This window comes from Streptomyces omiyaensis, assembly GCF_014650895.1.
Lineage (GTDB): Bacteria > Actinomycetota > Actinomycetes > Streptomycetales > Streptomycetaceae > Streptomyces > Streptomyces omiyaensis.
The window spans coordinates 145,934-169,161 of the sequence record NZ_BMVV01000017.1; the positions used below are offsets into that span (position 1 = coordinate 145,934).

Annotated in this window: 24 protein-coding genes and 1 tRNA gene; 16 read left to right on the forward strand and 9 right to left on the reverse strand. The window is 75.1% G+C overall.

Annotated features, from left to right (window positions below; all coding sequences use genetic code 11):
- The first annotated feature begins 28 nt into the window (after positions 1-28).
- The 5 genes from mshB (at position 29) to IE287_RS25730 (ending at position 4,272) form a co-directional block, all read left to right on the forward strand.
- Positions 29-955, forward strand: coding sequence for an N-acetyl-1-D-myo-inositol-2-amino-2-deoxy-alpha-D-glucopyranoside deacetylase (mshB, locus tag IE287_RS25710; protein WP_189851553.1), 927 nt, complete (start codon positions 29-31; stop codon positions 953-955).
- Positions 952-1,305 (forward strand): DUF6113 family protein, encoded by a 354-nt coding sequence (locus IE287_RS25715; RefSeq protein ID WP_189851554.1) that lies wholly within the window; start codon positions 952-954, stop codon positions 1,303-1,305. Before mshB ends, IE287_RS25715 begins: the two co-directional genes overlap by 4 nt.
- 152 nt (positions 1,306-1,457) lie before the next feature.
- On the forward strand, positions 1,458-3,626 hold the full coding sequence (locus IE287_RS25720; RefSeq protein WP_189851555.1) for a VanW family protein: 2,169 nt from the start codon (positions 1,458-1,460) through the stop codon (positions 3,624-3,626).
- Positions 3,627-3,748: 122 nt separating this feature from the next.
- Positions 3,749-4,117, forward strand: a complete 369-nt coding sequence (locus IE287_RS25725) for a DUF1304 domain-containing protein (RefSeq protein WP_189851556.1) — start codon at positions 3,749-3,751, stop codon at positions 4,115-4,117.
- 80 nt (positions 4,118-4,197) lie between these two features.
- Positions 4,198-4,272: transfer RNA gene (locus IE287_RS25730), tRNA-Ala, on the forward strand.
- Between the two features lie 17 nt (positions 4,273-4,289).
- Here IE287_RS25730 and IE287_RS25735 read toward each other — a convergent pair.
- Positions 4,290-5,246, reverse strand: a complete 957-nt coding sequence (locus IE287_RS25735) for a GlxA family transcriptional regulator (RefSeq protein ID WP_189851557.1) — start codon at positions 5,244-5,246, stop codon at positions 4,290-4,292.
- 113 nt (positions 5,247-5,359) lie between these two features.
- Here IE287_RS25735 and IE287_RS25740 point away from each other — a divergent pair, with 113 nt between their 5' ends.
- Together IE287_RS25740 and IE287_RS25745 are read left to right on the forward strand one after the other, a co-directional pair.
- Positions 5,360-5,998 carry an MBL fold metallo-hydrolase gene (locus IE287_RS25740; RefSeq protein WP_189851558.1) on the forward strand — a complete coding sequence of 213 codons (639 nt, stop codon included), beginning with the start codon at positions 5,360-5,362 and terminating at the stop codon, positions 5,996-5,998.
- Positions 5,999-6,231: 233 nt separating this feature from the next.
- Positions 6,232-7,032, forward strand: a complete 801-nt coding sequence (locus IE287_RS25745; RefSeq protein WP_189851559.1) for an inositol monophosphatase family protein — start codon at positions 6,232-6,234, stop codon at positions 7,030-7,032.
- Positions 7,033-7,229: 197 nt separating this feature from the next.
- On the opposite strand, the gene IE287_RS25750 is transcribed toward IE287_RS25745, so the two are convergent.
- Together IE287_RS25750 and IE287_RS25755 are read right to left on the reverse strand one after the other, a co-directional pair.
- The gene (locus IE287_RS25750; RefSeq protein WP_229883739.1) at positions 7,230-8,087 is read right to left on the reverse strand and encodes a transglutaminase family protein; all 858 of its coding nucleotides are present in this window, start codon (positions 8,085-8,087) and stop codon (positions 7,230-7,232) included.
- Between the two features lie 7 nt (positions 8,088-8,094).
- Positions 8,095-9,096 carry a GNAT family N-acetyltransferase gene (locus IE287_RS25755; protein ID WP_189851560.1) on the reverse strand — a complete coding sequence of 334 codons (1,002 nt, stop codon included), beginning with the start codon at positions 9,094-9,096 and terminating at the stop codon, positions 8,095-8,097.
- 112 nt (positions 9,097-9,208) lie between these two features.
- Here IE287_RS25755 and fdxA point away from each other — a divergent pair, with 112 nt between their 5' ends.
- Together fdxA and IE287_RS25765 are read left to right on the forward strand one after the other, a co-directional pair.
- A complete protein-coding gene (fdxA, locus tag IE287_RS25760) occupies positions 9,209-9,529 on the forward strand; it encodes a ferredoxin (protein WP_030207635.1) in 321 nt (106 codons plus the stop codon).
- Positions 9,530-9,621: 92 nt separating this feature from the next.
- Complete coding sequence (locus tag IE287_RS25765) at positions 9,622-10,716, forward strand: bifunctional succinyldiaminopimelate transaminase/glutamate-prephenate aminotransferase (RefSeq protein ID WP_189851561.1); 1,095 nt, start codon at positions 9,622-9,624, stop codon at positions 10,714-10,716.
- 86 nt (positions 10,717-10,802) lie between these two features.
- Here IE287_RS25765 and IE287_RS25770 read toward each other — a convergent pair whose 3' ends face one another.
- Both IE287_RS25770 and IE287_RS25775 read right to left on the reverse strand, forming a co-directional pair.
- Positions 10,803-11,252: an ATP-binding protein gene (locus tag IE287_RS25770; protein WP_189851562.1), complete on the reverse strand. Its 450-nt coding sequence runs from the start codon at positions 11,250-11,252 to the stop codon at positions 10,803-10,805.
- 462 nt (positions 11,253-11,714) lie between these two features.
- On the reverse strand, positions 11,715-12,614 hold the full coding sequence (locus IE287_RS25775; protein WP_189851563.1) for a hypothetical protein: 900 nt from the start codon (positions 12,612-12,614) through the stop codon (positions 11,715-11,717).
- Positions 12,615-12,643: 29 nt separating this feature from the next.
- On the opposite strand from IE287_RS25775, the gene dapE reads away from it, so the two are divergent.
- Positions 12,644-13,759, forward strand: a complete 1,116-nt coding sequence (gene dapE, locus IE287_RS25780) for a succinyl-diaminopimelate desuccinylase (RefSeq protein ID WP_189851564.1) — start codon at positions 12,644-12,646, stop codon at positions 13,757-13,759.
- Positions 13,760-13,832: 73 nt separating this feature from the next.
- On the forward strand, positions 13,833-14,582 hold the full coding sequence (locus IE287_RS25785) for an LOG family protein (RefSeq protein ID WP_189851565.1): 750 nt from the start codon (positions 13,833-13,835) through the stop codon (positions 14,580-14,582).
- A gap of 46 nt (positions 14,583-14,628) precedes the next feature.
- Here IE287_RS25785 and IE287_RS25790 read toward each other — a convergent pair whose 3' ends face one another.
- Together IE287_RS25790 and folP are read right to left on the reverse strand one after the other, a co-directional pair.
- Complete coding sequence (locus IE287_RS25790) at positions 14,629-16,887, reverse strand: M9 family metallopeptidase (RefSeq protein WP_229883740.1); 2,259 nt, start codon at positions 16,885-16,887, stop codon at positions 14,629-14,631.
- Between the two features lie 303 nt (positions 16,888-17,190).
- On the reverse strand, positions 17,191-18,051 hold the full coding sequence (gene folP, locus IE287_RS25795; protein WP_189851566.1) for a dihydropteroate synthase: 861 nt from the start codon (positions 18,049-18,051) through the stop codon (positions 17,191-17,193).
- A 120-nt stretch (positions 18,052-18,171) separates the two neighbouring features.
- Between folP and IE287_RS25800 the strand changes: the two genes are divergently transcribed.
- Both IE287_RS25800 and IE287_RS25805 read left to right on the forward strand, forming a co-directional pair.
- Entirely contained in the window at positions 18,172-18,498 is a 327-nt protein-coding gene (locus tag IE287_RS25800; RefSeq protein WP_189851567.1) for a DivIVA domain-containing protein, read from the forward strand.
- Positions 18,495-19,136, forward strand: a complete 642-nt coding sequence (locus IE287_RS25805) for a DNA-3-methyladenine glycosylase I (RefSeq protein WP_189851568.1) — start codon at positions 18,495-18,497, stop codon at positions 19,134-19,136. The genes IE287_RS25800 and IE287_RS25805 overlap by 4 nt, the downstream gene beginning before the upstream one ends.
- Before the next feature lie 190 nt (positions 19,137-19,326).
- Here the strand turns inward: IE287_RS25805 and chcB are convergent, their stop codons facing one another.
- Entirely contained in the window at positions 19,327-20,130 is an 804-nt protein-coding gene (chcB, locus tag IE287_RS25810; protein WP_189851569.1) for a 2-cyclohexenylcarbonyl CoA isomerase, read from the reverse strand.
- Between the two features lie 319 nt (positions 20,131-20,449).
- On the opposite strand from chcB, the gene IE287_RS25815 reads away from it, so the two are divergent.
- Entirely contained in the window at positions 20,450-20,617 is a 168-nt protein-coding gene (locus tag IE287_RS25815) for a DUF3117 domain-containing protein (protein WP_009997451.1), read from the forward strand.
- Positions 20,618-20,782: 165 nt separating this feature from the next.
- Here IE287_RS25815 and IE287_RS25820 read toward each other — a convergent pair whose 3' ends face one another.
- Complete coding sequence (locus tag IE287_RS25820; RefSeq protein ID WP_189851570.1) at positions 20,783-21,448, reverse strand: O-methyltransferase; 666 nt, start codon at positions 21,446-21,448, stop codon at positions 20,783-20,785.
- A 142-nt stretch (positions 21,449-21,590) separates the two neighbouring features.
- Here IE287_RS25820 and sigE point away from each other — a divergent pair, with 142 nt between their 5' ends.
- Complete coding sequence (gene sigE / locus IE287_RS25825; RefSeq protein ID WP_189851571.1) at positions 21,591-22,349, forward strand: RNA polymerase sigma factor SigE; 759 nt, start codon at positions 21,591-21,593, stop codon at positions 22,347-22,349.
- On the forward strand, positions 22,346-23,176 hold the full coding sequence (locus tag IE287_RS25830) for a zf-HC2 domain-containing protein (protein ID WP_189851572.1): 831 nt from the start codon (positions 22,346-22,348) through the stop codon (positions 23,174-23,176). Before sigE ends, IE287_RS25830 begins: the two co-directional genes overlap by 4 nt.
- Positions 23,177-23,228: the final 52 nt, after the last annotated feature.

Below are 23,228 nucleotides of genomic sequence, written 5' to 3' on the forward strand. Positions count from 1 at the left end.
CCGCGGCCCCGCCTCGTAGGGTGGGGCCATGACCGATCTCCCCGCCCGTCGTCTGCTCCTCGTGCACGCGCACCCCGACGACGAGTCGATCAACAACGGCGCCACCATGGCCCGGTACGCGGCCGAAGGCGCCCTTGTCACCCTGGTCACCTGCACCCTGGGCGAGGAGGGCGAGGTCATCCCGCCCGAGCTGGCCCACCTGGCCCCGGACCGCGAGGACCGCCTCGGCCCCCACCGCGTCGGCGAGCTCGCCGACGCCATGGCCGCCCTCGGCGTCACTGACCACCGCTTCCTCGGCGGCGAGGGCCGCTTCCGCGACTCGGGCATGAGGGGCGTCCCCCAGAACGAGCGCGCGAACGCCTTCTGGAACACGGACGTGGACACCGCCGCCGACCCGCTGGTCGAGGTGATCCGCGAGACCCGCCCCCAGGTCCTCGTCACCTACGACCCCGACGGCGGCTACGGCCACCCGGACCACATCCAGGCCCACCGGGTCGCCATGCGCGCCGCCGACCTCGCCGCCGACCCCGCCCACCGCCCCGAGCTCGGCCCGGCCCACGCCATCGCCAAGATCTACTGGAACCGGGTGCCCCGCCCCGTCGCCGAGGCGGGCTTCGCCCGGCTGGCCGCCGAGGGCTCCGCCTTCCCCGCGGACGCCGTCCTCGACGACGTCCCCGGCGTCGTCGACGAGGACCGGATCACCGCCGAGATCGACGGCGGCGACCTCGCCGCCCCGGGCTCCCCCGCGGCCCGCAAGAGCGCCGCCATGGCCGCCCACGCCACCCAGGTCGCCGTCGACGGCCCCTGGTTCGCCCTCTCCAACGACCTCGGGCAGCCCCTCTTCACCACCGAGTACTACGAACTCGTCCGCGGCACCTCCGGCGCCCCGGCCGGGACCCGCGAGACCGACCTCTTCGCCGGTCTCCCCGGCGCGCAGGAGGCGACGGGCCGATGAACACCTCCGCCGTCCGGTACGCCGCCTACGCCGGCCTCCTCGTCCTCGGCGCGGTCGTCGGCGCCGCCGGGACCCTCGTGCAGGCCGCCTGGTTCCCCCTCGGCCTGCTCCTCGCCCTCCTCGCCACCGCCGCCCTCTTCTACGGAGGCATGCGCGCCACCGGCAACCAGGCCGGTCTCGCCGCCGCGGGCGGCGGCTGGCTCCTCACCGTCATCCTGCTGAGCCTCGGCCGCCCCGAGGGCGACGGCCTCTTCGGCGGCGGCATCGGCGAGCTGGTCTTCCTCTTCGGCGGGATGGGCGCCGCTGTGATCTGCGCCACCGTCGGCAGACTCCCGCAGGGCACCCCGTAGGCCCTCCCGCGGACCCCCTGTGAGCAGCCGGACTTCGCACCGGGCGGATAACCGGCGGCGCCGGACAGTATGGTGGTGCGCGCCGCCGAACCGCCCGGGACAGAACGAGCATCAGCAAGAGCGGGCGGCGGAGCCAACCGGGAGATCCTGCTTTGAGTCGTGAAACTGGTCGAGAGACCGACAGTTCGTCCTCCGGCGCCCAGGGGCGCGGCGGGGCCGCCTACCCGTCGGGAACCCAGCCGTACGGATCCCGCCAGTATCCGTCGCTCCATCCGACGCAGGACGCGCAGGGGGAGCCCTCCGCCGCGCCCGCGCCGCCGGAGGAGCCGAAGACCGAGACCACCCTGACCACCCGGATCCGCATCAACATTCCGGGTTCGCGGCCCATCCCGCCGGTCGTGGTCCGCACGCCCGTCGCCGACGCCGCCGACGCCCCCGACGGATCCGCGGCGGCGCCGGCCGCGCCCGAGCGGCCCGCTCCCGCGCCGGCCCCCGCGCCCGAGCCGGAACCGGCTCCCGCACCGGCCGCGCCCGAGCAGCCGCAGGCCGCCGCCGAGGCCGCCCAGGCCAAGGAGACCAGCGACTGGTTCGCGCCGCGCAAGAACAGCGGCCCGGCTCCCGCCGCGCCCACGGGCGGCCCCGCCGCCCCGGCGGCCCCCGCCCCCGCGCCGAAGGCCCTCGGCGGCCCGCAGACCCCCGGCACCGGCTTCGCGGGCTCCGCGACCGCGGGCGTCCCCACGGTCGGCAGCGCGCCCTCCAGCCGCCCCGTCAGCAACCCGCTGTACGACACCGGCACCCTTCCGGGCTACGACGGCACCCCCGCCGCCGGAGTCCCCCTCTACGACGGTCCCCGGCCGGGCGACGCCCCGGCGCCCGGCGCGCCCCGCCACGACGGCACCCCCGCCGGCGGCACGCCCCGACTCGACGGGACCCCGGCGGCCGGCACGCCCCGGTACGACGGCCAGCCCACCGGTCCCACCACGGGCCCGGCCGGCGGCGTCGCCGACCTCGGCGGCGGAGCCCGCCGTCCCGCCGCGCCCCGGCGCCCCGGCGGCCCGGCGGGCGGTCCCGCGGCGGGTGCCCCGGCGCCCGGCGGCCCCGGCCCGTACGGCGCCGGCGGCCCCCCGCGGATGTCCGACGACACCGCGATCCTGACGCCGCAGCAGCTCGCGCCCCCGCCGGGCACCGGCGGCGGCCGGGTCTCCGGCGACACCCTGACGAGCGGCATCCCCGTCGTGCCCCCGGCCGGCGGACGCCAGGGCCAGGGCCCGGGCGCCGCCGGACGTCCGGCACCGGCGCCCCGGACCGGCCGGTCCGAGCAGGCCGCGCCCGCGCCGAAGCCCGCGCCCGAGCCCGCCCCGGCCCCGGCGAAGAAGGGCCGTTCCAAGCTGGTCCTCCTCGCCGTCGGGGTCGTCGGCATCGCCGGCGTCGCCTACGGCGCCGGACTCCTCCTCAACCACTCCGACGTCCCCAAGGGCACCACCGTCCTCGGCGTCGACATCGGCGGCAGCACCAAGGAGGAGGCCGTCGACAAGCTGGAGAAGACCCTCGGCAAGCGCGCCGCGACCCCGCTCCAGCTCACCGTCGGCGGGAAGAAGATCGAGCTGGCCCCCGACAAGGCCGGCCTCTCCCTGGACAGCCAGCAGACCGTCCGCAACGCGGCGGGAAGCGACTACAACCCCATCTCGGTGATCGGCTCCCTCTTCGGCGGCGAGCGCGTCGCCAAGCCGGTCTTCCCGGTCGACGACGAGAAGCTCGCCGTCGCCCTGCGGGACCTCGCGGGCACCTCCTCGTCGGCGACCGAGGCGACGATCGTGTTCGCCCCGAACAAGGTCACCGCCGTCGAGGGCAAGCCCGGCCGCGGGCTCGACGTCCAGCGCTCGGTGATCTCCGTCAAGGACGCCTTCCGCGCCCAGGTCGAGACCGGTCTGAGCAAGGTCGTCGAACTCCCGGCGAGCGTCCGCAACCCCACCGTCACCAAGGCCGAACTGGACCGGGCGATGAAGGAGTTCGCCCAGCCCGCCATGTCCGACCGGATCACCGTCCGGGCCGGCGGCAAGGAGATCGACTTCGGCCCGGCCCGTTCGCTGCCGCAGATCCTCTCCATGAAGGCCGTCGACGGCCACCTGGTGGAGGTCTACGACAAGAAGGCGATCACCCGCCTCCTCGAAGGCACCTTCGACGGCGTGATGATCACCAAGGGGGACGGCTCCAAGCACCAGGTCTCCGCCGACGACGTCGCCTTCGTCATGCGCGACGCCCTCCGCGGCAGGACCAAGGCGGAGCGCACCGCGACGATCGACCTCACCGGCGAGGGCTGACCCCTTCCCGGCACCCCGGCACCCCCCCCGCGGGCGACGTCCGGCGGGGGGTGCCGGCGCCCGGGGCCGCGCACCCCGCGTCGTACCGCGTCCGCCGCCGTCCGCCCGCCCACAATGGCCCCATGCCGCTGACCGCCGACCTCCTCGTCGCCCTCATCGCGCTCCTCCACGTCTACATCCTCGTGATGGAGATGTTCCTGTGGGAGAAGGAGACCGGCCGCCGGTTCTCCGGCTTCGACGCCCGGCTCGCCCGCGAGACCGCCGCCATGGCCGCCAACCAGGGCCTCTACAACGGCTTCCTCGCCGCCGGACTCGTCTGGGGCCTCGTCTCGGGCGACCCCACCGGCTTCGCGGCGAAGGTCTTCTTCCTGTCGTGCGTCGTCATCGCGGGCCTCTACGGCGCCGCCACCGCCAACCGCCGCATCCTCTACGCCCAGGCGCTGCCCGGCGCGCTCGCCCTCTCCGCCGTGCTCGTCGCCGGCCCGTCCTGAGCCGACGGCACCTCACCACCGGTCGTGCGAAACCCGTTTGCCCCCGTCGAACGGGCCCGCCTAGACTCGGCGGCCTGGGAGCGGGGTCGTAGCACAGAGGTAATGCGCCGCGATGGCATCTCGGAGGACGCCGGTTCGAATCCGGTCGCCCCGCTCCCTCCCCGCCCGCCCGCTACGGCGTCGACGCGAACGTCCGCCGGTAGGTCCGGGGCGGCACCCCCCGGCGGCGCACGAACTGCTCCCGCAGCACCGCCGCGCTGCCGTAGCCGACGCGCCGGGCGATCTCCTCCACGGACAGGTCCGTCGTCTCCAGGAGCTCCTCCGCGCCGCTCAGCCGCAGCCCGCGCAGCCAGGCGTGCGGGGTGGTCCCGGTGGCCGCGGCGAAGCGGCGCGCGAAGGTGCGCCGGCTCATGGCGGCCCGGCGGGCCAGTTCCGTGACGGTCAGCGGCTCGTGGAGGTGGGAGCGGGCCCAGGCGAGGACCTCGGCGAGGTGCTCGTCCCGGCCCGTCCCGGGGGCCGGCGCGGCGAGGTACTGGGCCTGGCCCCCGTCGCGGTGCGAGGGCAGCACGACGTCCCGGGCGACCGCGTTCGCGAGGGCCGCCCCGTGCTCCCGGCGCAGGAGGTGCAGACAGAGGTCGAAGCCGGCCGCCGCGCCCGCGCCGGTGGCGATCCCGCCCTCGTCCACGTACAGGGCCGTGGCGTCGACCGTGACCTCCGGGTGGCGGCGGGCCAGCAGCTCCGCGAACCGCCAGTGGGTGGTCGCCCGGAGCCCGTCCAGCAGCCCGGCGGCGGCGAGCGTGAACGCGCCGACGCAGTGCGCCGCGACCAGCGCTCCGCGCGCGTGGGCGTCCCGGAAGGCGGCGAGCACGGCGGGCCCGGGCGGCGTGCGGAAGTCTGCCCCCGGCAGGGCGATCACCAGATCCGCCGAGGCCAGCCGGTCGAGTCCGTGCGGGACGGAGAGCGGCATCCCGCCGTCCGTGCGCACCGGGCCCGGCCGGTCCGCGCACAGGGCGAGGTCGAAGCCCGGCACCCCCTCGCCGTGCGGGCCGAAGACCTCCGTGACGACCCCGACGGCGAGCAGGCCGACACCGGGGGGCGCATAGGCGGCGACGGTGGTGAAGGCGGGCACGCGGGCAGTCTGCCACGCCGTCCGCCGCCCTCCGGAGCGAGTGGCACGAATCCCGCGATCAGTGGCATCCGTGCCACTCGTCCCCGGTGCGCCGCCCCGGAAGGATCGACCCCATGACCACGGACACGACGCACCCCACCGCCACCGCCACCACCGCCGCCGCCGACGCGCCGCGCGGCCGGGGCGCCCGCTTCACCGTCCTCACCACCGGCTACGTGGGCTCCACCGGCCCCGGCGTCGCCGCCACCGTCTCGTACGTCACGGAGGGCGACCGGCACGTGATCTTCGACCCCGGCATGGTGGCCGGCGTGGGCGCCATCCTCGACCCGCTCGCCGCGCTCGGCCTCGGTCCCGACGACGTCACGGACGTCGTGCTCAGCCACCACCACCCGGACAACACCCTGAACGCCGGCCTCTTCCCCCGCGCCCGGGTCCACGACCACCGGGTCGAGTACGCCGGCGACGGCTGGACCGACCGGGACGCCGAGGGACACGAGCTCACCCCGTCCCTGCGGCTGATCCGCACCCCCGGGCACAGCGCCGAGGACATCACCCTCCTCGCCGGCACCGCCGAGGGCGTCGTCGCCTTCGCCGGCGACCTGTGGTGGCACGCGGCCGGCCCCGCCGACGACCCGGTCGCCCCGGACCGCGCCCTGCTGCGCGCCTCCCGGCAGCGGGTGCTCGCCGTCGCGGACCTGGTCGTGCCGGGCCACGGCGCCCCCTTCGCGCCCGACGGGAACACCCCGCTCTAGAGCCTGTCTGACAATTCCCGCCGGGTCCGGCCCGCCCGGCACGCACTCCCCCGTAGCCCTTCGGGCACGGGAGGTGCCCCCATGCCGCACGGCCGGAACGCCCAAGTAGCTCCGCTACGCGGGCGCCCCGGCCGCACGCCGATCGCACGCACCGGACGACCCGGCCTGATCCGACGCCAATTGTCAGACAGGCTCTAGGCTCCTCCCGCCGCCTTCCCGCGTACCCTCGCCGCATGATCGTCCAAGAGCTCTCCGACGCCGAGGTCGCCGCGGCCGCCGCCCGTGCCGGTGCCGAGGTCGTGCGCGGCCTCCACGGGCGCGAACTCGAACGGATCGACAAGGGGGCCGGCGACTTCGCCACCACCGCCGACCTGGCGGCCGAGCGGGCCGTCCTCGACGTCCTCCGGGCCGCCCGGCCCGACGACGCCGTCCTCGGCGAGGAGGGCGGCCGGCAGGGCGCGGACGGGGCCCGCCGCGAATGGCTCGTGGACCCCCTCTGCGGCACCCTCAATTACGCCGTCGGCCACAAGCTCGTCGCCGTCAACGTCGCCCTGCGCGGCGGCGGGGCGGCCGCCGTGGCGGACCCGTTCGCCGGCGAGGACGGCGAGGTGTTCCTGACCGACGGCACGCGCGCGTGGACGGCCGGCGGCGCCCCGCTCGCCCCCACCGCCGCCACCGGCCTCGTCGACGTCAACCTGGACCCGCCCTTCCCCGGCGCGCCCGGTTTCCGCGCCGTCGACCTCCTCGCCCACCCGGACTTCGTCGCCGGCTTCCGGCCCCGCGTGGTCTCCACGACGCTCGCGCTCGCCTGGGTGGCGGCCGGGAAGCGGGCCGCGTACGTCACCGACGGCGGCGACCTGTCCGGCAGCGTCCACTTCGCCGCCGGCATCGCCCTCTGCCGGGCGGCCGGCTGCGTCGTCACCGGCGTCGACGGCCGGCCGGTGGGGGAGGGCGCCGGGCGCGGCCTCGTCGCCGCCGCCGACGCCGCCACCCACGCGCGGCTCATGGCGATGATCGCCGCGCACCCGGCCTGACCGGCGGGGCGCCCCCCAGGCCGCCCCTTCCGGATCGTGCCGGGCCCGCACCGCCCGGCACCGCACCTCGCCGCGCGGCCGGGGCACCCGGGTACGCCCCGTACGAGGGCGCCCCTCGGCCCCGCGGCGCACGGCACCGGAGGACGCCGGCCCGACCGGCGCGATCCGAAGGAGAGGGCCCATCCGAAGGGGAAGGCCTAGTTGAGCCGCGCCCGCGCCGCCTGCGCCTGGTGGCGGATCGCGGCGGCGGAGTCCGGGTCGACCGCGTCCATGATCTGCGCGTACGCCTCCATCTCCGCCGCCCCGGTGAGGAAGTCGCCCCGCTGGACGAGGAGTTTCGCCCGCTCGTAGCGGAGCCGCGCCGGGTGGGAGGGGAGCAGCAGGGCCAGCTCCACCGCCCACAGGGCCACGTCGGAGTGCTCCGGGCGGGGGGTCGCCCACGCGCGGATGTTGCCCAGGATCCGCAGCACGATCGCACCCGGCTCGGCGGGCCGCAGCATGGAGCGGTCCAGCGCTTCGCCGGTCGCGCTCGTCACCAGCAGCTCGGCGTCCTCGGCGGTCATCGGGCGGCCGCCCGCGAAGGGATCGGCGAGGTCGAGCGCGGTCGGGTCGCCGAAGCCGACGACGAAGTGCCCCGGCAGGCCGAGTCCGTACACGGGCGCGCCGGCCCGCCGGGCGACCTCCATCCACACCACGGACAGCAGGATCGGCAGGCCCCGGCGCCGCCGCAGCACCTCGTGGAGGAGGGACGACTCCAGGCGCTGGTAGTCGGCGGGGACGCCCTCGAAGCCCTCCCGGCCGCCGAGCAGCGCCGTCAGCTCGTCCTTCCACGCCCCGGTGAAGCGGGTGGCGTACGGGACGAGTCCGGCGAGCCGGTCGAGCTCCACGTCGGCCTCGACCAGGTCGTGCTCGGTGACGGCGGGGTCGGCCACGGCGCAGATCAGCAGGCAGAGCCGGGCGAGGTCGGGCCGCTCGGCCCGGGCCTCCTCCGCGAACTCCCGCCGCCGGTCGGGTGACGGCCCGGACGGCCGCTCCAGGGGGTCCTCCGCGCTCACGCCGCGCTCACGCCTCCGCCCGCCGGTAGTGGTGGTAGTGGTGGTGCACCGCGAAGCCCATCCCCTCGTACAGCGCCCGCGCGCCGTCGTTGTCTGTCTCCACCTGGAGCCAGGCCGCCGACGCGCCCTCGTCGAGGGCCTGCCGGGCGAGCGCGGCCATGACGGCGGTGGCGAGGCCCCGGCGGCGCTGTCCGGGGTCGACCTCCACGGCCGTGAAGCCCGCCCACCGGCCGTCGACGACGAGCCGTCCGACGGCCGCGGGTACCCCTCCCGTGCCCGGGACGGAGGCGAACCACACACTCGGCCCGGAGGCGAGCACGTGGCGCACCGCCGGAGTCGTCACGACGGACGGCCGGGCGCGCCGCAGCCACGGCTCGTCGAGCGTCCGGGAGAGGCGGACCTCCGCCGGGCCGGGTTCCCGGTCCCCGAGCGGCGCCAGGGCGGCGATCCGCAGCTCGGCGGTGACCTCCCGGCTCCAGCCCAGCCGTTCGAGCTCGGCCGCGAGCAGCTCCTGGGTGCCCTCGGCGCCGGTGGCGGTCTGCACGTACGCGGGCAGCTTCCGGTCCGCGTACCACTCCCGTACGGCCTCCAGGGCCTCGGCGACCGGCATGCCGGGGTCGCCCGCCGGAAGCACCGAGTTGGCCCGCCGGGTGAACCCGTCGGCGGCCCTCAGGGTCCAGTCGCCGAGCGCCTCGCTCTCCACCGGCTGCCAGCCGCGCGCGCAGGCGCGGGAGAGCTCGGGGAAGGTGGCGGCGGGGCCCCGGCGGCGGGCCGGGGCGGCGGGCACGATCTTGCCCGCGACCAGGCGGAGTTCCGCGATCCGGACGGTCTCCCCGCTCTTTCGTGTGATCGTGAGCACACCCTCGTCCCAGGATGTGAGCACCCCGACCGCGTCGGTGAATCGCCCGCCCGCCCCGGGGGAGTCCGTCACATACCGAACGGAGACACGTTTTCCCACGTCAGCGCTGGTGAGGCGGACCTCCAACCGCCCTCCGCCGGTGAATTCCACAGCTTCTCCGCCCCTCCTGTTCGGATCGCCCCCGAGAACGGAGATACTAGGTGCGGGCATCGACGACACCGCGCTCCCGCGCAGACCAGCCCTACCGAGGAGGAACGACAGCGTGACCTACGTCATCGCGCAGCCTTGTGTCGACGTCAAGGACAAGGCTTGCATCGAGGAGTGCCCCGTCGACTGCATCTACGAGGGCAAGCGATCTCTCTACATCCACCCGGACGAGTGCGTCGACTGTGGAGCCTGTGAGCCGGTCTGCCCGGTCGAGGCGATCTTCTACGAGGACGACACCCCGGAGGAGTGGAAGGACTACTACAAGGCGAACGTCGAGTTCTTCGACGACCTGGGTTCGCCCGGTGGCGCGTCCAAGCTCGGCGAGATCGAGCGCGACCACCCCTTCATCGCCGCCCTGCCGCCGCAGAACGGCTGATCTTTCGTTGCACCCGCTCTCGGTCCCGTACGGCTCCGCCGCCGTACGGGACCGACGCGTATCGCGTACGCACTGAGGAAGTGAGCCAACCCGTGAGCGCTGTCTCTTCGCGCCTGCCCGTCTTCCCCTGGGACAAGCTGGAGCCGTACAAGGAGACGGCCCTGTCCCACCCGGACGGGATCGTGGACCTGTCGGTCGGCACGCCGGTCGACCCGGTCCCCGCGCTGATCCAGGAGGCCCTGGTGGCCGCCGCGGACTCGCCCGGCTATCCCACGGTGTGGGGCACGCCGGCCCTGCGCGACGCGCTCACCGGCTGGTGCGAGCGGCGCCTCGGCGCGGTCGGCTTCGCCCACGGGAACGTGCTGCCGGTGGTCGGCTCCAAGGAGCTCGTCGCCTGGCTGCCGACCCAGCTGGGCCTCGGCCCCGGCGACCGGGTCGCCTACCCGCGGCTCGCCTACCCGACGTACGAGGTCGGCGCGCGGCTCTGCGGCGCGGAGCCCGTCGTCTACGACGACCCGACCGAGCTCGACCCGTCCGGACTGAAGCTGCTCTGGCTGAACTCCCCGTCCAACCCGACCGGCAAGGTCCTGCCCAAGGACGAGCTGACCCGGATCGTGGCGTGGGCCAGGGAGCACGGCGTCCTCGTCTTCTCCGACGAGTGCTACCTCGAACTGGGCTGGGAGGCCGACCCCGTCTCGGTCCTGCACCCGGACGTCTCCGGCGGCTCCTACGAGGGGATCGTCGCCGTCCACTCGCTCTCCAAGCGCTCCAACCTGGCGGGCTACCGGGCGGCGTTCGTCGCCGGCGACGCGGCCGTCCTCGGCGAGCTCCTCCGGATCCGCAAGCACGGCGGCATGATGACCGCGGCGCCCGTCCAGGCCGCCACCGTCGCCGCCCTCGGCGACGACACCCACGTCGCCGAGCAGCGGGAGCGGTACGCGGCCCGGCGCGCCGCCCTGAGGGCCGCCCTGGAGGCCCACGGCTTCCGCGTCGAGCACTCCGAGGCCAGCCTCTACCTGTGGGCCACCCGCGACGAGCCCTGCTGGGACACGGTCGCGTACCTGGCCGGGAAGGGCGTCCTGGTCGCCCCGGGCGACTTCTACGGCGAGGCGGGCGCCCGCTTCGTCCGCGTGGCCTTCACGGCGACGGACGAGCGGGTCGCGGCGGCGGTCAAGCGCCTCGGCTGACGCCGCGGCCGCCGCCACGGTCACGGCACGCGGAAGGGCCCGGGTCGCACCTGCGACCCGGGCCCTTCCGCGTGCCTGCCGCCGGCTCAGCCGATCGGCAGGCCGCCCAGCATCTGGCCGGCCGGGGCGCCGCCCAGGGCGCCGCCCGCGGGGGTGTTCCCGGCGCTCTCGGCGGCGGCGCCGGCCGTCTGGCCCAGCGCCTGGCCCGCGCCGCCGGCGGTCTCGCCCGCGATCTTCTGGGCGGCGGGGGTGGCGGTCTTGCCCGCCGCGCCCACGGCCTTGCCGGCCGCCGGGACGGCCGTGCCGACGGCCTCGCCGCCCGCGGCGCCGGCGACCCCGGTCGTGGTCTGCGCGGCACCGTCGACGGCCGAGCCCGCGTTCGCCGCGTCCAGCGCGGTCAGGCCGCCGAGGGCGCCGGCCGGCGCGAGGCTGTGGTCCAGGGCGCTCGCGGAACCGGCCGCACCGACCACGGGGGCTGCGCCGGCCGCGACGATCAGGGCGGCGCGGGCGATCCGACGGGTCAGGGGGAGGGTCATGGTGCTCCTTCGACGGAGAGGCGGTGGGACGTTTGCGTCTGCGGGCTGCACAACCGAGCCGGGGGCGGGGGAGGTTGCGGGCGGCGAAGGTAAAGGCTGGGCAATGGGTCGTATTGTCGGGTGGGGAGGAAAGCGGACGAACGCCGCCGGGCGCTGCGCCGTGCCGAACCGTCACTCCCCTTGTGCCGCACGGGCGGCGCACCCCTCGTGACCCCCGTGCCCCAGCCGTACCGTCGCGCACCCCCCGTTCCCCGCCCCGGGCGACCCCTCGCACACGAGTCCCCCACCCGTTCCGCCACGCACGCGCGCGCCCTCGCCCCCGCCCCGGCGCACACCGTTCCGCTGTGGGTGTGCGTGCCGCGCCCTCGTTCCGTGGGGCGCGGGAGAAGGTTTCGTTTTGCCGGGGCCGGGGCCGGGGCCGGGGCCGGGGCGGGGGCGGGGGCGGGGGCGGGGGTGGAGGGGTCAGCGGGTGAGTCGGAGGTGGACGGTGGGGGACGCGGGGGCGGGGGACCAGCCGCCCCCGGAGTCGTCCGCGCGCCAGACCTTCCCCCCGTACGAGACCTCCGCGATCCGCAGCGTGTCCGCCCGCGCCACCGCCCACTGCGCCAGCTCCCAGCCGCGCCGCTCCCCGCCGCCGCGGACGGGCACGACGAGGAGGGCCGGTTCCGCCGCCGAGCGGCCCGCGCTGGCTCCGCCGGAGACGGAGCTGGGCGCGGCGGAGCCGCCGAAGGCCCGGACCAGCTCGGTACGGACGAGGGCGGGGTCGCCGGGCCGCCCCTCCTCCAGGTCCGCCGTGCACGAGAGCGCGGCCGGAGTCCGGCCGGTGAGCGCCGCGGACAGCAGCGTCGCGTCCGGCTCGTGCTTGGCGTACGCCTGGGGGAAGCCGCTCTTCTGGACCTTCTGCGCCGCCACCGTCAGCGGCATCCGCGAGTAGCCGGGGACCTTCTCCAGGCCCTCGTAGAACTTCGTCGCCGAGTAGACCGGGTCCATGATCTCCTCCGGCGTGCCCCAGCCCATCGAGGGCCGCTGCTGGAAGAGGCCGAGCGAGTCCCGGTCGCCGTGCCCGATGTTCCGCAGCGCCGACTCCTGGAGCGCGGTCGCCAGCGCGATCGTGACCGCCCGCTCCGGCAGGCCGCGCGAGGTGCCGACCGCCGCGATCGTCGCCGCGTTCGACGCCTGCTCGGGGGTGAACTCGTACCGGCTGTCCCCGCCGCCCACGGCGCACCGGGGCGCGCCCTTGCTGCCGGTCACCTGATGGACGGCGACGTACGAGGCGAGGCCGCACAGGACGGCGAGAGCGACGGCCGAACGGGCGAGCCGGCCGCGACGGGCGGGGCGGGGGGAGTCGGACACGGGGCCCACCGTACTGGAGGCCGGGTTAGGGTCGGCATATGGCTGACATCACCCCGCAGGAGACTGCCCAGGAGACCCCGATCGACCTCGCCCTCGACGGGGCCGCGCTCACCGCCGCCCTCGTCGACTTCGCCTCCGTCAGCGGGACCGAGAAGCCGCTCGCCGACGCGATCGAGCAGGCCCTGCGCGCCCTGCCGCACCTCACCGTGGACCGCCACGGCAACAACGTCGTGGCCCGCACGACCCTCGGCCGCGCCGAGCGGGTCGTCCTCGCCGGTCACATCGACACCGTGCCGATCGCCGACAACGTGCCGTCCCGGCTCGACGAGGACGGCGTCCTGTGGGGCTGCGGCACCTCCGACATGAAGTCCGGCGTGGCGGTGCAGCTGCGGATCGCGGCCACCGTGCCCGCGCCCAACCGCGACCTGACCTTCGTCTTCTACGACAACGAGGAGGTCGCCGCCGACCTCAACGGGCTCGGGAAGATCGCCGCCGCCCGCCCGGAGTGGCTGGAGGGCGACTTCGCCGTCCTCCTGGAGCCCTCCGACGGGCAGGTCGAGGGCGGCTGCCAGGGCACCCTCCGGGTCATCCTGCACACGGCCGGCGAGCGCGCCCACTCCGCCCGCTCCTGGATGGGCTCCAACGCCATCCACACCGCGGCCCCGATCCTGGCCCGCCTCGCCGCGTACGAGCCGCGCAAGCCGGTCATCGACGGCCTGGAGTACCACGAGGGCCTCAACGCGGTCGCGATCCAGGGCGGCGTCGCCACCAACGTCATCCCCGACGCCTGCACGGTGACGGTCAACTACCGGTACGCCCCGGACCGCTCGCCGGCCGAGGCGCTGGAGCACGTCCGCGAGGTCTTCGCGGAGTGCGACGTCGCCGAGTTCGTCGTGGACGACGAGAGCCCGGGCGCGCTGCCCGGCCTCTCCCACCCGGCCGCCGAGGCGTTCATGAAGGCCGTCGGCGGGACCGCGATGCCCAAGTTCGGCTGGACCGACGTCTCCCGTTTCAGCGCGCTCGGCGTGCCCGCGGTCAACTACGGTCCCGGCGACCCGATCTACGCGCACAAGCGGGACGAGCACGTGCACGTCGACCGGATCCACCACTGCGAGGCACGGCTCCGCGACTGGCTGACCGCCCGTCTCCCGTAATTTCGCATTTCGTCACCTCAGTAGTCCTACGCTGACCCGACAGAAAGATCTGGATCGGCGGAGGGAGCAGGCCATGGGCATTCCCGAGGGAATGGCGAAGCCGGAGGAGCAGCGCCTCGGACCGGTGCTGAGGCGGAGGGACCAGGTCCAGCCGGGCACCACGGACCAGCGGCTGCTCGACACCGAGGGCGACTCGGAGTGGGTGCACACCGACCCCTGGCGGGTCATGCGGATCCAGTCCGAGTTCGTCGAGGGCTTCGGGGCCCTCGCCGAACTGCCGAGCGCGATCAGCGTCTTCGGCTCGGCGCGGACGCGGCCGGACTCGCCCGAGTACGAGGCGGGCGTCCGGATCGGCCGGGCGCTGGTCGAGGCGGGCTTCGCGGTCATCACGGGCGGCGGGCCGGGCGCCATGGAGGCGGCCAACAAGGGGGCCCGGGAGGCGAAGGGCGTCTCGGTCGGCCTCGGCATCGAGCTCCCCTTCGAGCAGGGGCTCAACCCGCACGTCGACATCGGCGTGAACTTCCGGTACTTCTTCGTCCGCAAGACGATGTTCGTGAAGTACGCGCAGGGCTTCGTGGTCCTGCCCGGCGGCCTCGGCACCCTCGACGAGCTCTTCGAGGCGCTGACCCTGGTGCAGACCCGCAAGGTCACCCGCTTCCCGATCGTGCTGTTCGGCAGCGCGTACTGGAAGGGGCTCGTCGACTGGCTGAAGGACACGGTCGTCGCCGGCGGGAAGGCGTCCGAGCGCGACCTGCTCCTCTTCCACGTCACGGACGACGTGGACGAGGCGGTCGCGCTCGTCACCAAGGAGGTCGGCCGGTAGGGGTCCCGGCGGCCGCCCCGCCCCTCGGGGGCGGGGCGGCCCGGGGTCAGTACCGGACGGAGAGGCTCGCGCCGGTGAAGCCCTGCCGGGCGTGCAGGCTGATGTAGACGTACCCGGCGGGCGGGTTCTCCACGGTCAGGGTCTCCGCGCTGCCGGTCTGGACGGAGCGGCTCGTCCAGGCGCTCGTGGTGGCCCAGGCGGGGGCGTGGTAGTACAGGTCGGCGTCGCCGTTCGCGCCGGTCGCGGTGAGGGTCAGCCGCGGCGTCCCGGCGGGCACGTACAGGTAGTGGTAGGCGTAGTTGCCGGTGGTCGCGGAGATGCCGCTCCGGGCGCAGTCCCGGTCGAGCCGGCGGGTGTCGGCGCCGGTGCACTCGGGCAGGGACGGGCCGGGACCGGGATCCGGGACGGTGGCGCAGGCACCGGCGGCGCAGGCGGTCAGCCAGGCGTCGAAGTCCGCGTCGTAGCGGGTGCCGATGGTGGTCTTCAGCAGGGTGCGGGCGCCGTTCCAGTCGCCGGCCCGGTACCGGGCGAGCACGGCGTCCACGTCGCCGCGGTGCTTCTCCAGCATGTAGCGCACGGCCAGGTAGCCCCAGCGGTAGGTGCGCTCGCTGTCGGTGTTCTCGTAGGTGGTGTCGAAGAGCGTGCTCAGCTTGTGGGTGTGCAGCCCGGCCGCGGCGATCGCCGCGTCGTAGGGCAGCTTGCGGTAGGAGTAGGAGACGTACTCGGCGAAGCCCTCGATCCACCAGATGGTGGGGGTGGAGACGCCGGCGGTGAAGTCGCCGTGCATGTTGAAGCGTCCGTCGAGGTAGTGCGTGTACTCGTGGTTCAGGTTCCACACCTGGAAGTCGGGGAGCACGCGGGTGTCCTCGTAGGCGAGGAAGCGGGGCAGGTTGCCCGGCACGGCCGGGTCGCCCTCCAGGTACATGCCGCCGTTGTCGGTGTTGATGCCGTAGATGGCGGCGGCGAACACCTGGTAGTCGAAGCGCTTGTCGAAGACGACGACCTCGATGGTGGTGTTGTGGTCGTCGGCGACCGGGCCGGGGTCGCGGGCGACCGCGTGGAAGTAGGCGTCCTGCTTCAGGAGGCTGTCGCAGGCGGCGGCCAGGTTCGCGGCGGTCACCTGCTGGGCCAGCACCCGGACGGACGGGCTGCACGAGTGGCTGGTGACGAGGATGCCGGCGCGGAGCCGGGCGGCGGCGTCGGCGGTGCCGTAGTCGGCGGCCCGGCCGGCGTCGTAGGCGTCGACCATCTCGGAGACCGCGGCGAAGAGGTGGGCGGTGTTCCCGCTGGGCGCGCTCTGGTCGACGAGTCCGCGCAGCAGCGGCTGGAGCTTCGACCGCAGCCCGGGGTGCTGGAGGAAGCGGCCGAGCTCGCGGGCGGTGTTGTACGGCAGGTAGCCGTGGGCGCCGCCGAGGAGCGCCTTGTTGCGGGAGGTGAAGGCGGCCAGGGTGTCGAGGACGCTCGGGTCGGCCTGGACGGCGGCGAGGAAGCCGTCGGTCTGGTGGCCGCGGAAGAGCACGGTGTTGACGTTGTTGACGGCCGCGGTCATGCCGGCGACGGCGTTGTGGGTGGTGGCGTCGTAGTCGGTGAGGAGGCGCTTGACGACCGGGAGGTAGCGGGCGTTCTCCTGGGCGCTGTCGATCAGGGTGACCGACTCGCCGAGGATGCCCGCGTTGGCGGCGGTGACGTCGCGGGAGCGCGCGCTGCCGAACCAGCCGTCGAGGGCGCCCCGGATCGCGGTGGTCAGGGCCGGGCCGTAGCTGCCGACGTCCGAGGAGTTGTACCACTGGACGTAGTAGCCGGCGCGGAGGAAGAGCACCAGCTGGAGGGTGGAGGTGCCGTTGTCGCCGGGGTACGCGGCGGAGTTCGCGCGCAGCGCGTCGGCGACGGTCACCATCTGCGCCTCGCGGAAGGCGCCCCGGGCGTCGGTGCCGGTGAGCTGGAAGAGGGTGTTGACGCAGCTCGTGTCGGAGGCCTTGACCAGCTGGACGAGGGCGCTGCCGGTGCGGGTGGTGAAGTCGGCGGTGTTGCAGGCGGCGGCGTCGGCCGGGGCCCGCAGGGCGCCGGAGGCCTTCGCGGTGGCGGACGGGTCCTTCGCGGCGGCCAGGACCGGCGGTCGCGCGGCGGCGGGCACGCGTCCGGAGGCGCGGTCGGCCTCCAGGCTCTCCGGGGCGGGGAGGGCCGCCGGGCGCGGTGCGGCGGCCGCGGCGGGAGCGGGCGGGGGGGAGGGGGCGGGGGCGGCGGTCGCCTGGCCGGCCGGGGTGAGCACCCCGAGTGCCAGAGCGGACGCCACCGCGGTGGTCAAGAGCCGTACGCGGGACGGCGGTCCCGGTATGCGGGCGGAATGCACCTGGGGCCTCCTGGCCTTGCGCGGCCGTGTGACGGGCCGGGCGTGTGGGGGAGTGATTGACGGCGCTCCGTCAAGTTCTCTCGGAGCGGACGTACAATTTCACACGTCACATGGTCACGGGAAGGGGTGTGACGGAACCCGTCGCGTCATCCGCGCGCCACCCGCCCGTCGCCCGCCCGGCACGCACGACGCCGCCCCCGGTCCCGTCGGGTACGGGGCCGGGGGCGGCGTCGCGAGAAAATCGGGGAGGGCGGGAGGCTAGGCCAGACCCCGGCGGGTCACCGCCGGCTCGCGGTGCCCCGCGATCGTCGCCACCATGTCGAGCACCTGCCGGGTCTCCGCGACCTCGTGCACCCGGTACACCCGGGCACCGAGCCAGGCCGACACCGCCGTCGTCGCCAGGGTGCCGAGCACGCGCTCCTTCACCGGCCGGTCCAGGGTCTCGCCCACGAAGTCCTTGTTGGAGAGCGACACCAGCACCGGCCAGCCGGTCTCCGTCATCTCGCCGAGGCGCCGGGTCGCCTCCAGGCTGTGCCGGGTGTTCTTCCCGAAGTCGTGGCCCGGGTCGATCATGATCCCGTCCCGCCGCACGCCCAGCGCGACCGCGCGCTCGGCCAGGCCCACCGTGACCCGCAGGATGTCGGCCATCACGTCCTCGTACTCCACCCGGTGCGGCCGGGTGCGCGGCTCGGCGCCCCCCGCGTGGGTGCAGACGAGGCCCGCGCCGTACCGCGCGGCGACCTCCGCGAGCCGCGGGTCCACCCCGCCCCACGCGTCGTTCAGCACGTCCGCGCCGGCCTCGCAGACCGCCTCGCCGACCTCCGCCCGCCAGGTGTCCACGCTGATCACCACGTCGGGGTGGCGGCGCCGGACCTCCGCGACGAACCCGACGGTGCGGCGGGCCTCCTCCTCGGCGGTCACCTCCTCGCCGGGACCGGCCTTGACCCCGCCGATGTCGATGATCCCGGCGCCCTCGGCCACGGCCTGCTCGACCCGGGCGAGCGCCGGCTCGTCGCGGAAGGTCGCGCCCTGGTCGTAGAAGGAGTCCGGGGTCCGGTTCACGATCGCCATGATCACCGGCTCGTGCGGCCCGAACTCACGCCGTCCCAAGCGCAGCATCCCTTATGTCCTCCCTCGTGCCCCGTCGACGGCGTCCACCGCGCCGTCTGTGACCCTAACCGCCGGTGGTGCATGGCACGATCGGCACCGGACGTTTTCCACCCGGGGAGAGGCGCGCTGGTGTTCTGGTTCCTGCTCATCACGATGGTCGTGGTCGTCGCGGCCGTGACCCTCGCCGTGGTCGGCGGCGGCGACAGCGAGGTGCTGCCCGACGCGGCTCCCGAGCAGCTGGTCGACCCGCTGCCGCTGAGCCGCCCGGTGGACCGCGCGGACGTCGAGGCGCTGCGGCTCCCCGTCACCGCCCGCGGCTACCGCATGGAGGACGTGGACGACGTCCTGGACCGCCTCGCGGCGGAGCTCGCCGAGCGCGACGCCCGGATCGCCGAACTGGAGGCGGCCCTCGCGGGCGCCCCGGCCGGCGAGCCGGCGGAGGGCGACGAGCGGTGACCGGCGAGGCGATCCCCGGCCCGGACGGGCTGCCGCGCTGTCCCTGGGGGCTGTCCGCCGAGGACTACACGGCCTACCACGACGGGGAGTGGGGCCGCCCGGTCCACGGCGACGACGCCCTCTTCGAGCGGCTCTGCCTGGAGGCCTTCCAGTCGGGACTGTCCTGGATCACGATCCTGCGCCGCCGGGAGGGCTTCCGGCGCGCCTTCGCGGGGTTCGGGATCGCCTCCGTCGCCGCCTTCGGGGAGGCCGACCGCGAGCGGCTCCTCGCCGACGAGGGCATCATCCGCAACCGCGCCAAGATCGACGCCACCCTCGCCAACGCGAAGCTCCTCGCCGGCTGGGCCCCCGGTGACCTGGACGCCCTGATCTGGTCGTACGCCCCCGATCCGGCGGCCCGCCCGGCCCCCCGCACCCTCGCGGACGTCCCGGCGGTCACCGACGAGTCCACGGCCCTGGCGAAGGCCCTGAAGAAGAAGGGCGTCCGCTTCGTCGGCCCCACGACGGCCTACGCGCTGATGCAGGCCTGCGGCCTGGTCGACGACCACCTCGCGCGGTGCGCCGCCCGCGGCGGGGGGCTCCCCGCCCCGGACGGCGCCCGGGACCGGAGGACGACGACGCGCCCGGCGGTGTCGTAGCCCGCGTCCGGCCGCGGGCCCGTGACGCCGCCGCGGCCGGTGCCGGGGTGGAGCCGGAGGGCGCCGGCGCCGCGCCACGGGCGCGCGGCAGGAGAAGGACGCGCGGAACCCCTCCCGGGCATGTGCGGGCGAAGGTGGCCGGATCCTGGGTGCCCGGCCCCCTCGGGCACGAACGGGTCCCCCCGGGCCGTCACTTGCCCAGGTACCGCGGCCTCTCCTTGGCGAGGAAGGCGCGGACGGCGATGGTGTGGTCCTCGGAGGCCCCGGCCAGGCTCTGGAGCTCGTCCTCCTTGTCCAGCGCCTCGTCGAGGGAGTGGTCGGCGCCGTAGGCGACGGAGGCCTTGAGGGCCGCGTAGGCGACCGTGGGGCCCTCGGCGAGCCTCCGGGCCAGCGTGCGGGCCTCGTCGGCCAGGCCGGCGGCGGGCACCAGGCGGTTCACGATCCCCAGCTCGTACGCCTCCTGGGCGCTGATCGAGCGGGGGAAGAGCAGCAGGTCGGAGGCGCGGCTCTGCCCGATCAGGCGGGGGAGCGTCCACGACATGCCCGAGTCGGCGGTGAGCGCCACGCCCGCGAAGGAGGTGTTGAAGGTGGCGGTGTCGGCGACGATCCGGAAGTCCGCGGCGAGCGCGAAGCCGAAGCCGGCTCCGGCGGCGACGCCGTTCACCGCGGCGATCACGGGCTTCCTCATGCCGGTGAGGGCCCGGACGATCGGGTTGTAGTGGTCCCGGACCGTGTTCATCGTGGCCCGGGTGCCCGACTCCTGGTCCTGGAGGAGCAGGCCGACGTGCTCCTTGAGGTCCTGGCCGACGCAGAACGCCCGGTCGCCCGCCGCCGTGAGCAGCACCGCCCGCACCGCCGGGTCGGCCGCCGCCGCCTCGGCGGCGTCCCGCAGCGCCACCTTCGCGGCCACGTTCAGCGCGTTCATGGCCTCCGGGCGGTTGAGCGTGATGGTGGCGAGCCCGTCGCTCACTTCGTACAGGACCGTGTCGGCCATCGGGACCCCTTCGTCTCGTGGATGGTGGATGGGCTGATCCGCCCAGCATGACGGAGATCACCCGTACCGCCCATGTGAGCTGCGTCAAAGAATTGGGGCCCGCGGAGCGACCCGCGGCGGCGAAGTATCGCAGCCCCGACGCCGAAATATGGGGTTTTGCGGGAGCGCGTTGCGCAAGCGATGCGGAACGATGTTGGTCATCGGGTCCTGCGATGCGGGATAATGACCTGGAAGCAATGTGTTCGAAGCCGGCGACGCGTGCTCCGCATCACGGAGCTGCCCGGCTGAAGATGAGCTGGTTTCAGGAAGGGGAACGAGCATGGCGGCCATGAAGCCGCGGACGGGCGACGGCCCGCTCGAGGTGACCAAGGAGGGGCGGGGCATCGTCATGCGCGTTCCGCTCGAAGGCGGCGGTCGGCTCGTTGTCGAGCTGACCCCGGACGAGGCCGAGGCTCTCGGTGACGCCCTGAAGAAGGTCGTCGGCTGACCCTCCCCGTTTTCCTGCCCCGCTGCCCCGGTACGGCCCCGCCGTCCGGGGCAGCGGCGTGCCGGGACCCGGCAGCCCGCCCCCGCGGGGGCGGGAACGGGCGGCGGACGGGGGCGGGAGGCGCGGGGACCGGGGGTCCGAGGGACGGAAGCGGGAGGGGCGGGGTCAGCCCCGGCGGACCGCGCAGAGCAGGCCGTCGCCCACCGGCAGCAGGGTCGGCAGCAGCTGGCTGCTCTCCCGCACCGTGCGCAGCAGTTCCCGGACCCGCTGCACCTCGGCCGGCTGGGCGCCCGAGTCGACCGTGCGGCCGTCCGCGAAGACGCCCTCGAAGCAGACCAGACCCCCAGGTCGGAGCAGGCGCAACGATTCAGCGAGATAGTCCGGGTACTCCCCGCGGTCGCCGTCGCAGAAGACGAGGTCGTACCCGCCGTCCGCGAGCCGCGGCAGCACGTCCAGTGCCCGGCCCGGGATGAAGCGGGCCCGGTTCCCGGCGAAGCCCGCCGCGCGGAACGCCGCCTTCGCGAACTGCTGGTGCTCCGGCTGCACGTCCACCGTGGTGAGGGTCCCGTCCGGGCGCATCCCGAGCAGCAGGTAGATCCCCGACACGCCCGTGCCCGTGCCGATCTCGGCCACCGCCTTGGCGTCCGCCGACGCGGCCAGCAGACGCAGCGCCGCACCCGTGCCCGGCGACACCGAGGGCAGCCCTGCCTCCCGGGCCCGCTCCCGGGCCCAGCGCAGCGCTTCGTCCTCGGCGACAAAGGCGTCGGCGAACGCCCAGTTCGTCTGCCGGTTGGCGGTAATGGCCCTCTCCTGTCCCCTTAGTTGGCGCAACGGTGACTGTATCCGCTGTCAGCGGGAACCCGCAGATGGGACCGGGCGTTCACCAGGGGAGGGACGGGCACGGGGACCGGCGCGGGACGCCGATTCAAATGCTCGTAAAGATTCTTATCCGGAGCTAACGGGCGAGGTGGCTATGGTAGGGGCTCCACTGGACACCACCAGAGCCGATAGGGGAGGTGCGGCTGCGCCTGTGGATCGGAGAGGGGCGCTGCGGCGTCTTCTCAGGTCGGCGGGTGAGCCGAAATCCGTGACCGACACCGCTGACAAGATCCACACCACCGCCACCGCACCCACGACCGCGACGTTCGCCTCGGATGCGGAATCGCAGGCGTGGACTCCGCCCACCTGGGAGGAGATCGTCAGCACGCACAGTGGTCGCGTCTACCGCCTGGCCTACCGCCTCACCGGCAACCAGCACGACGCCGAGGACCTCACCCAGGAGGTCTTCGTCCGCGTCTTCCGCTCGCTGTCGACGTACACCCCGGGCACCTTCGAGGGCTGGCTGCACCGCATCACCACCAACCTCTTCCTCGACATGGTCCGCCGCAAGCAGCGCATCCGCTTCGACGCGCTCGCCGACGACGCCGCCGAGCGGCTCCCCAGCCGGGAGCCCTCCCCCCAGCAGGTCTTCAACGACACCCACTTCGACGCCGACGTCCAGCAGGCCCTCGACACCCTGGCGCCCGAGTTCCGCGCCGCCGTCGTCCTCTGCGACATCGAGGGGCTCTCGTACGAGGAGATCGCGGCGACCCTCGGCGTGAAGCTCGGCACCGTCCGCAGCCGCATCCACCGCGGCCGCTCCCACCTGCGCAAGGCCCTCAAGCACCGGTCTCCCGAGGCCCGTGCCGAGCGGGCCCTGGCCACCGTCGGATGGGAGGCCGCGACAGCGTGAGCGGCACCCACCCTCCGTCCCCGAGCCCCGCGGAGCACCACCTCGGGGACCGGCTCGCCGCGCTCGTCGACGGTGAGCTCGGTCACGACGCGCGCGAGCGGGTCCTCGCCCACCTCGCCACCTGCGCCCGCTGCAAGGCCGAGGCCGACGCCCAGCGCGCCCTGAAGAGCGTCTTCGCGTCCAGCGGGGCCCCCCAGCCCTCCGAGGGCTTCCTCGCCCGCCTCCAGGGGCTTCCCGGCGGCCCCGGCGACCCCGGCCGCTCCCCCCTGGAGCAGCTCCTCGAAGCCGGCGGCGTGAAGAGCGACGGCTTCGCCACCGCGCCCCCCGCCGTGCCCGAGACCGGCACCGGCTTCCGGGTCCACGCCGTCGCCCCCTCCGGCCGGGGCCGGCGCTTCGCCGTCGCCGCCGCGGGCGCGGTCTCCTTCGCGGCCATCGCCCTCGGCGGCACCCTGCCCGTCGAGAGCTCCCTCACCACCACCGCCCGCGGCGGACAGGGCACCGGCAGCGCGGTCACCCCGCTGCGCGCGGGCGCCTCCACCGGCCCCGGCACCGGCTCGGTCGTCGGCCGCTCGGACCGATCCGAGCGCTCCGGCGGCGCCCAGGCGCTCGGCAGCGCCCCGCTGGTCCCCGGCGGCACCGTCCCCTCGGGAGCCGTCCCGGCGGACGTGGACCGGGCCGGCCCGGTCGCGGCGGTACGGCTCCGGGCCGTGCAGGCACACCCGTTGCTCGCCCTCTCGCCGTTCGTGCGCCCCGGGGTCTCCGCCCTCCGCCCGGTCCTCGGACCGGCGCCCAGTCCGGCCGCCGGCCCGCCGGGCTCCCCCCGCTGACCCCCGACCTGGTTGAATCCTCGCTCAGGGCGCCCGATCGCAGGGGCGCCCA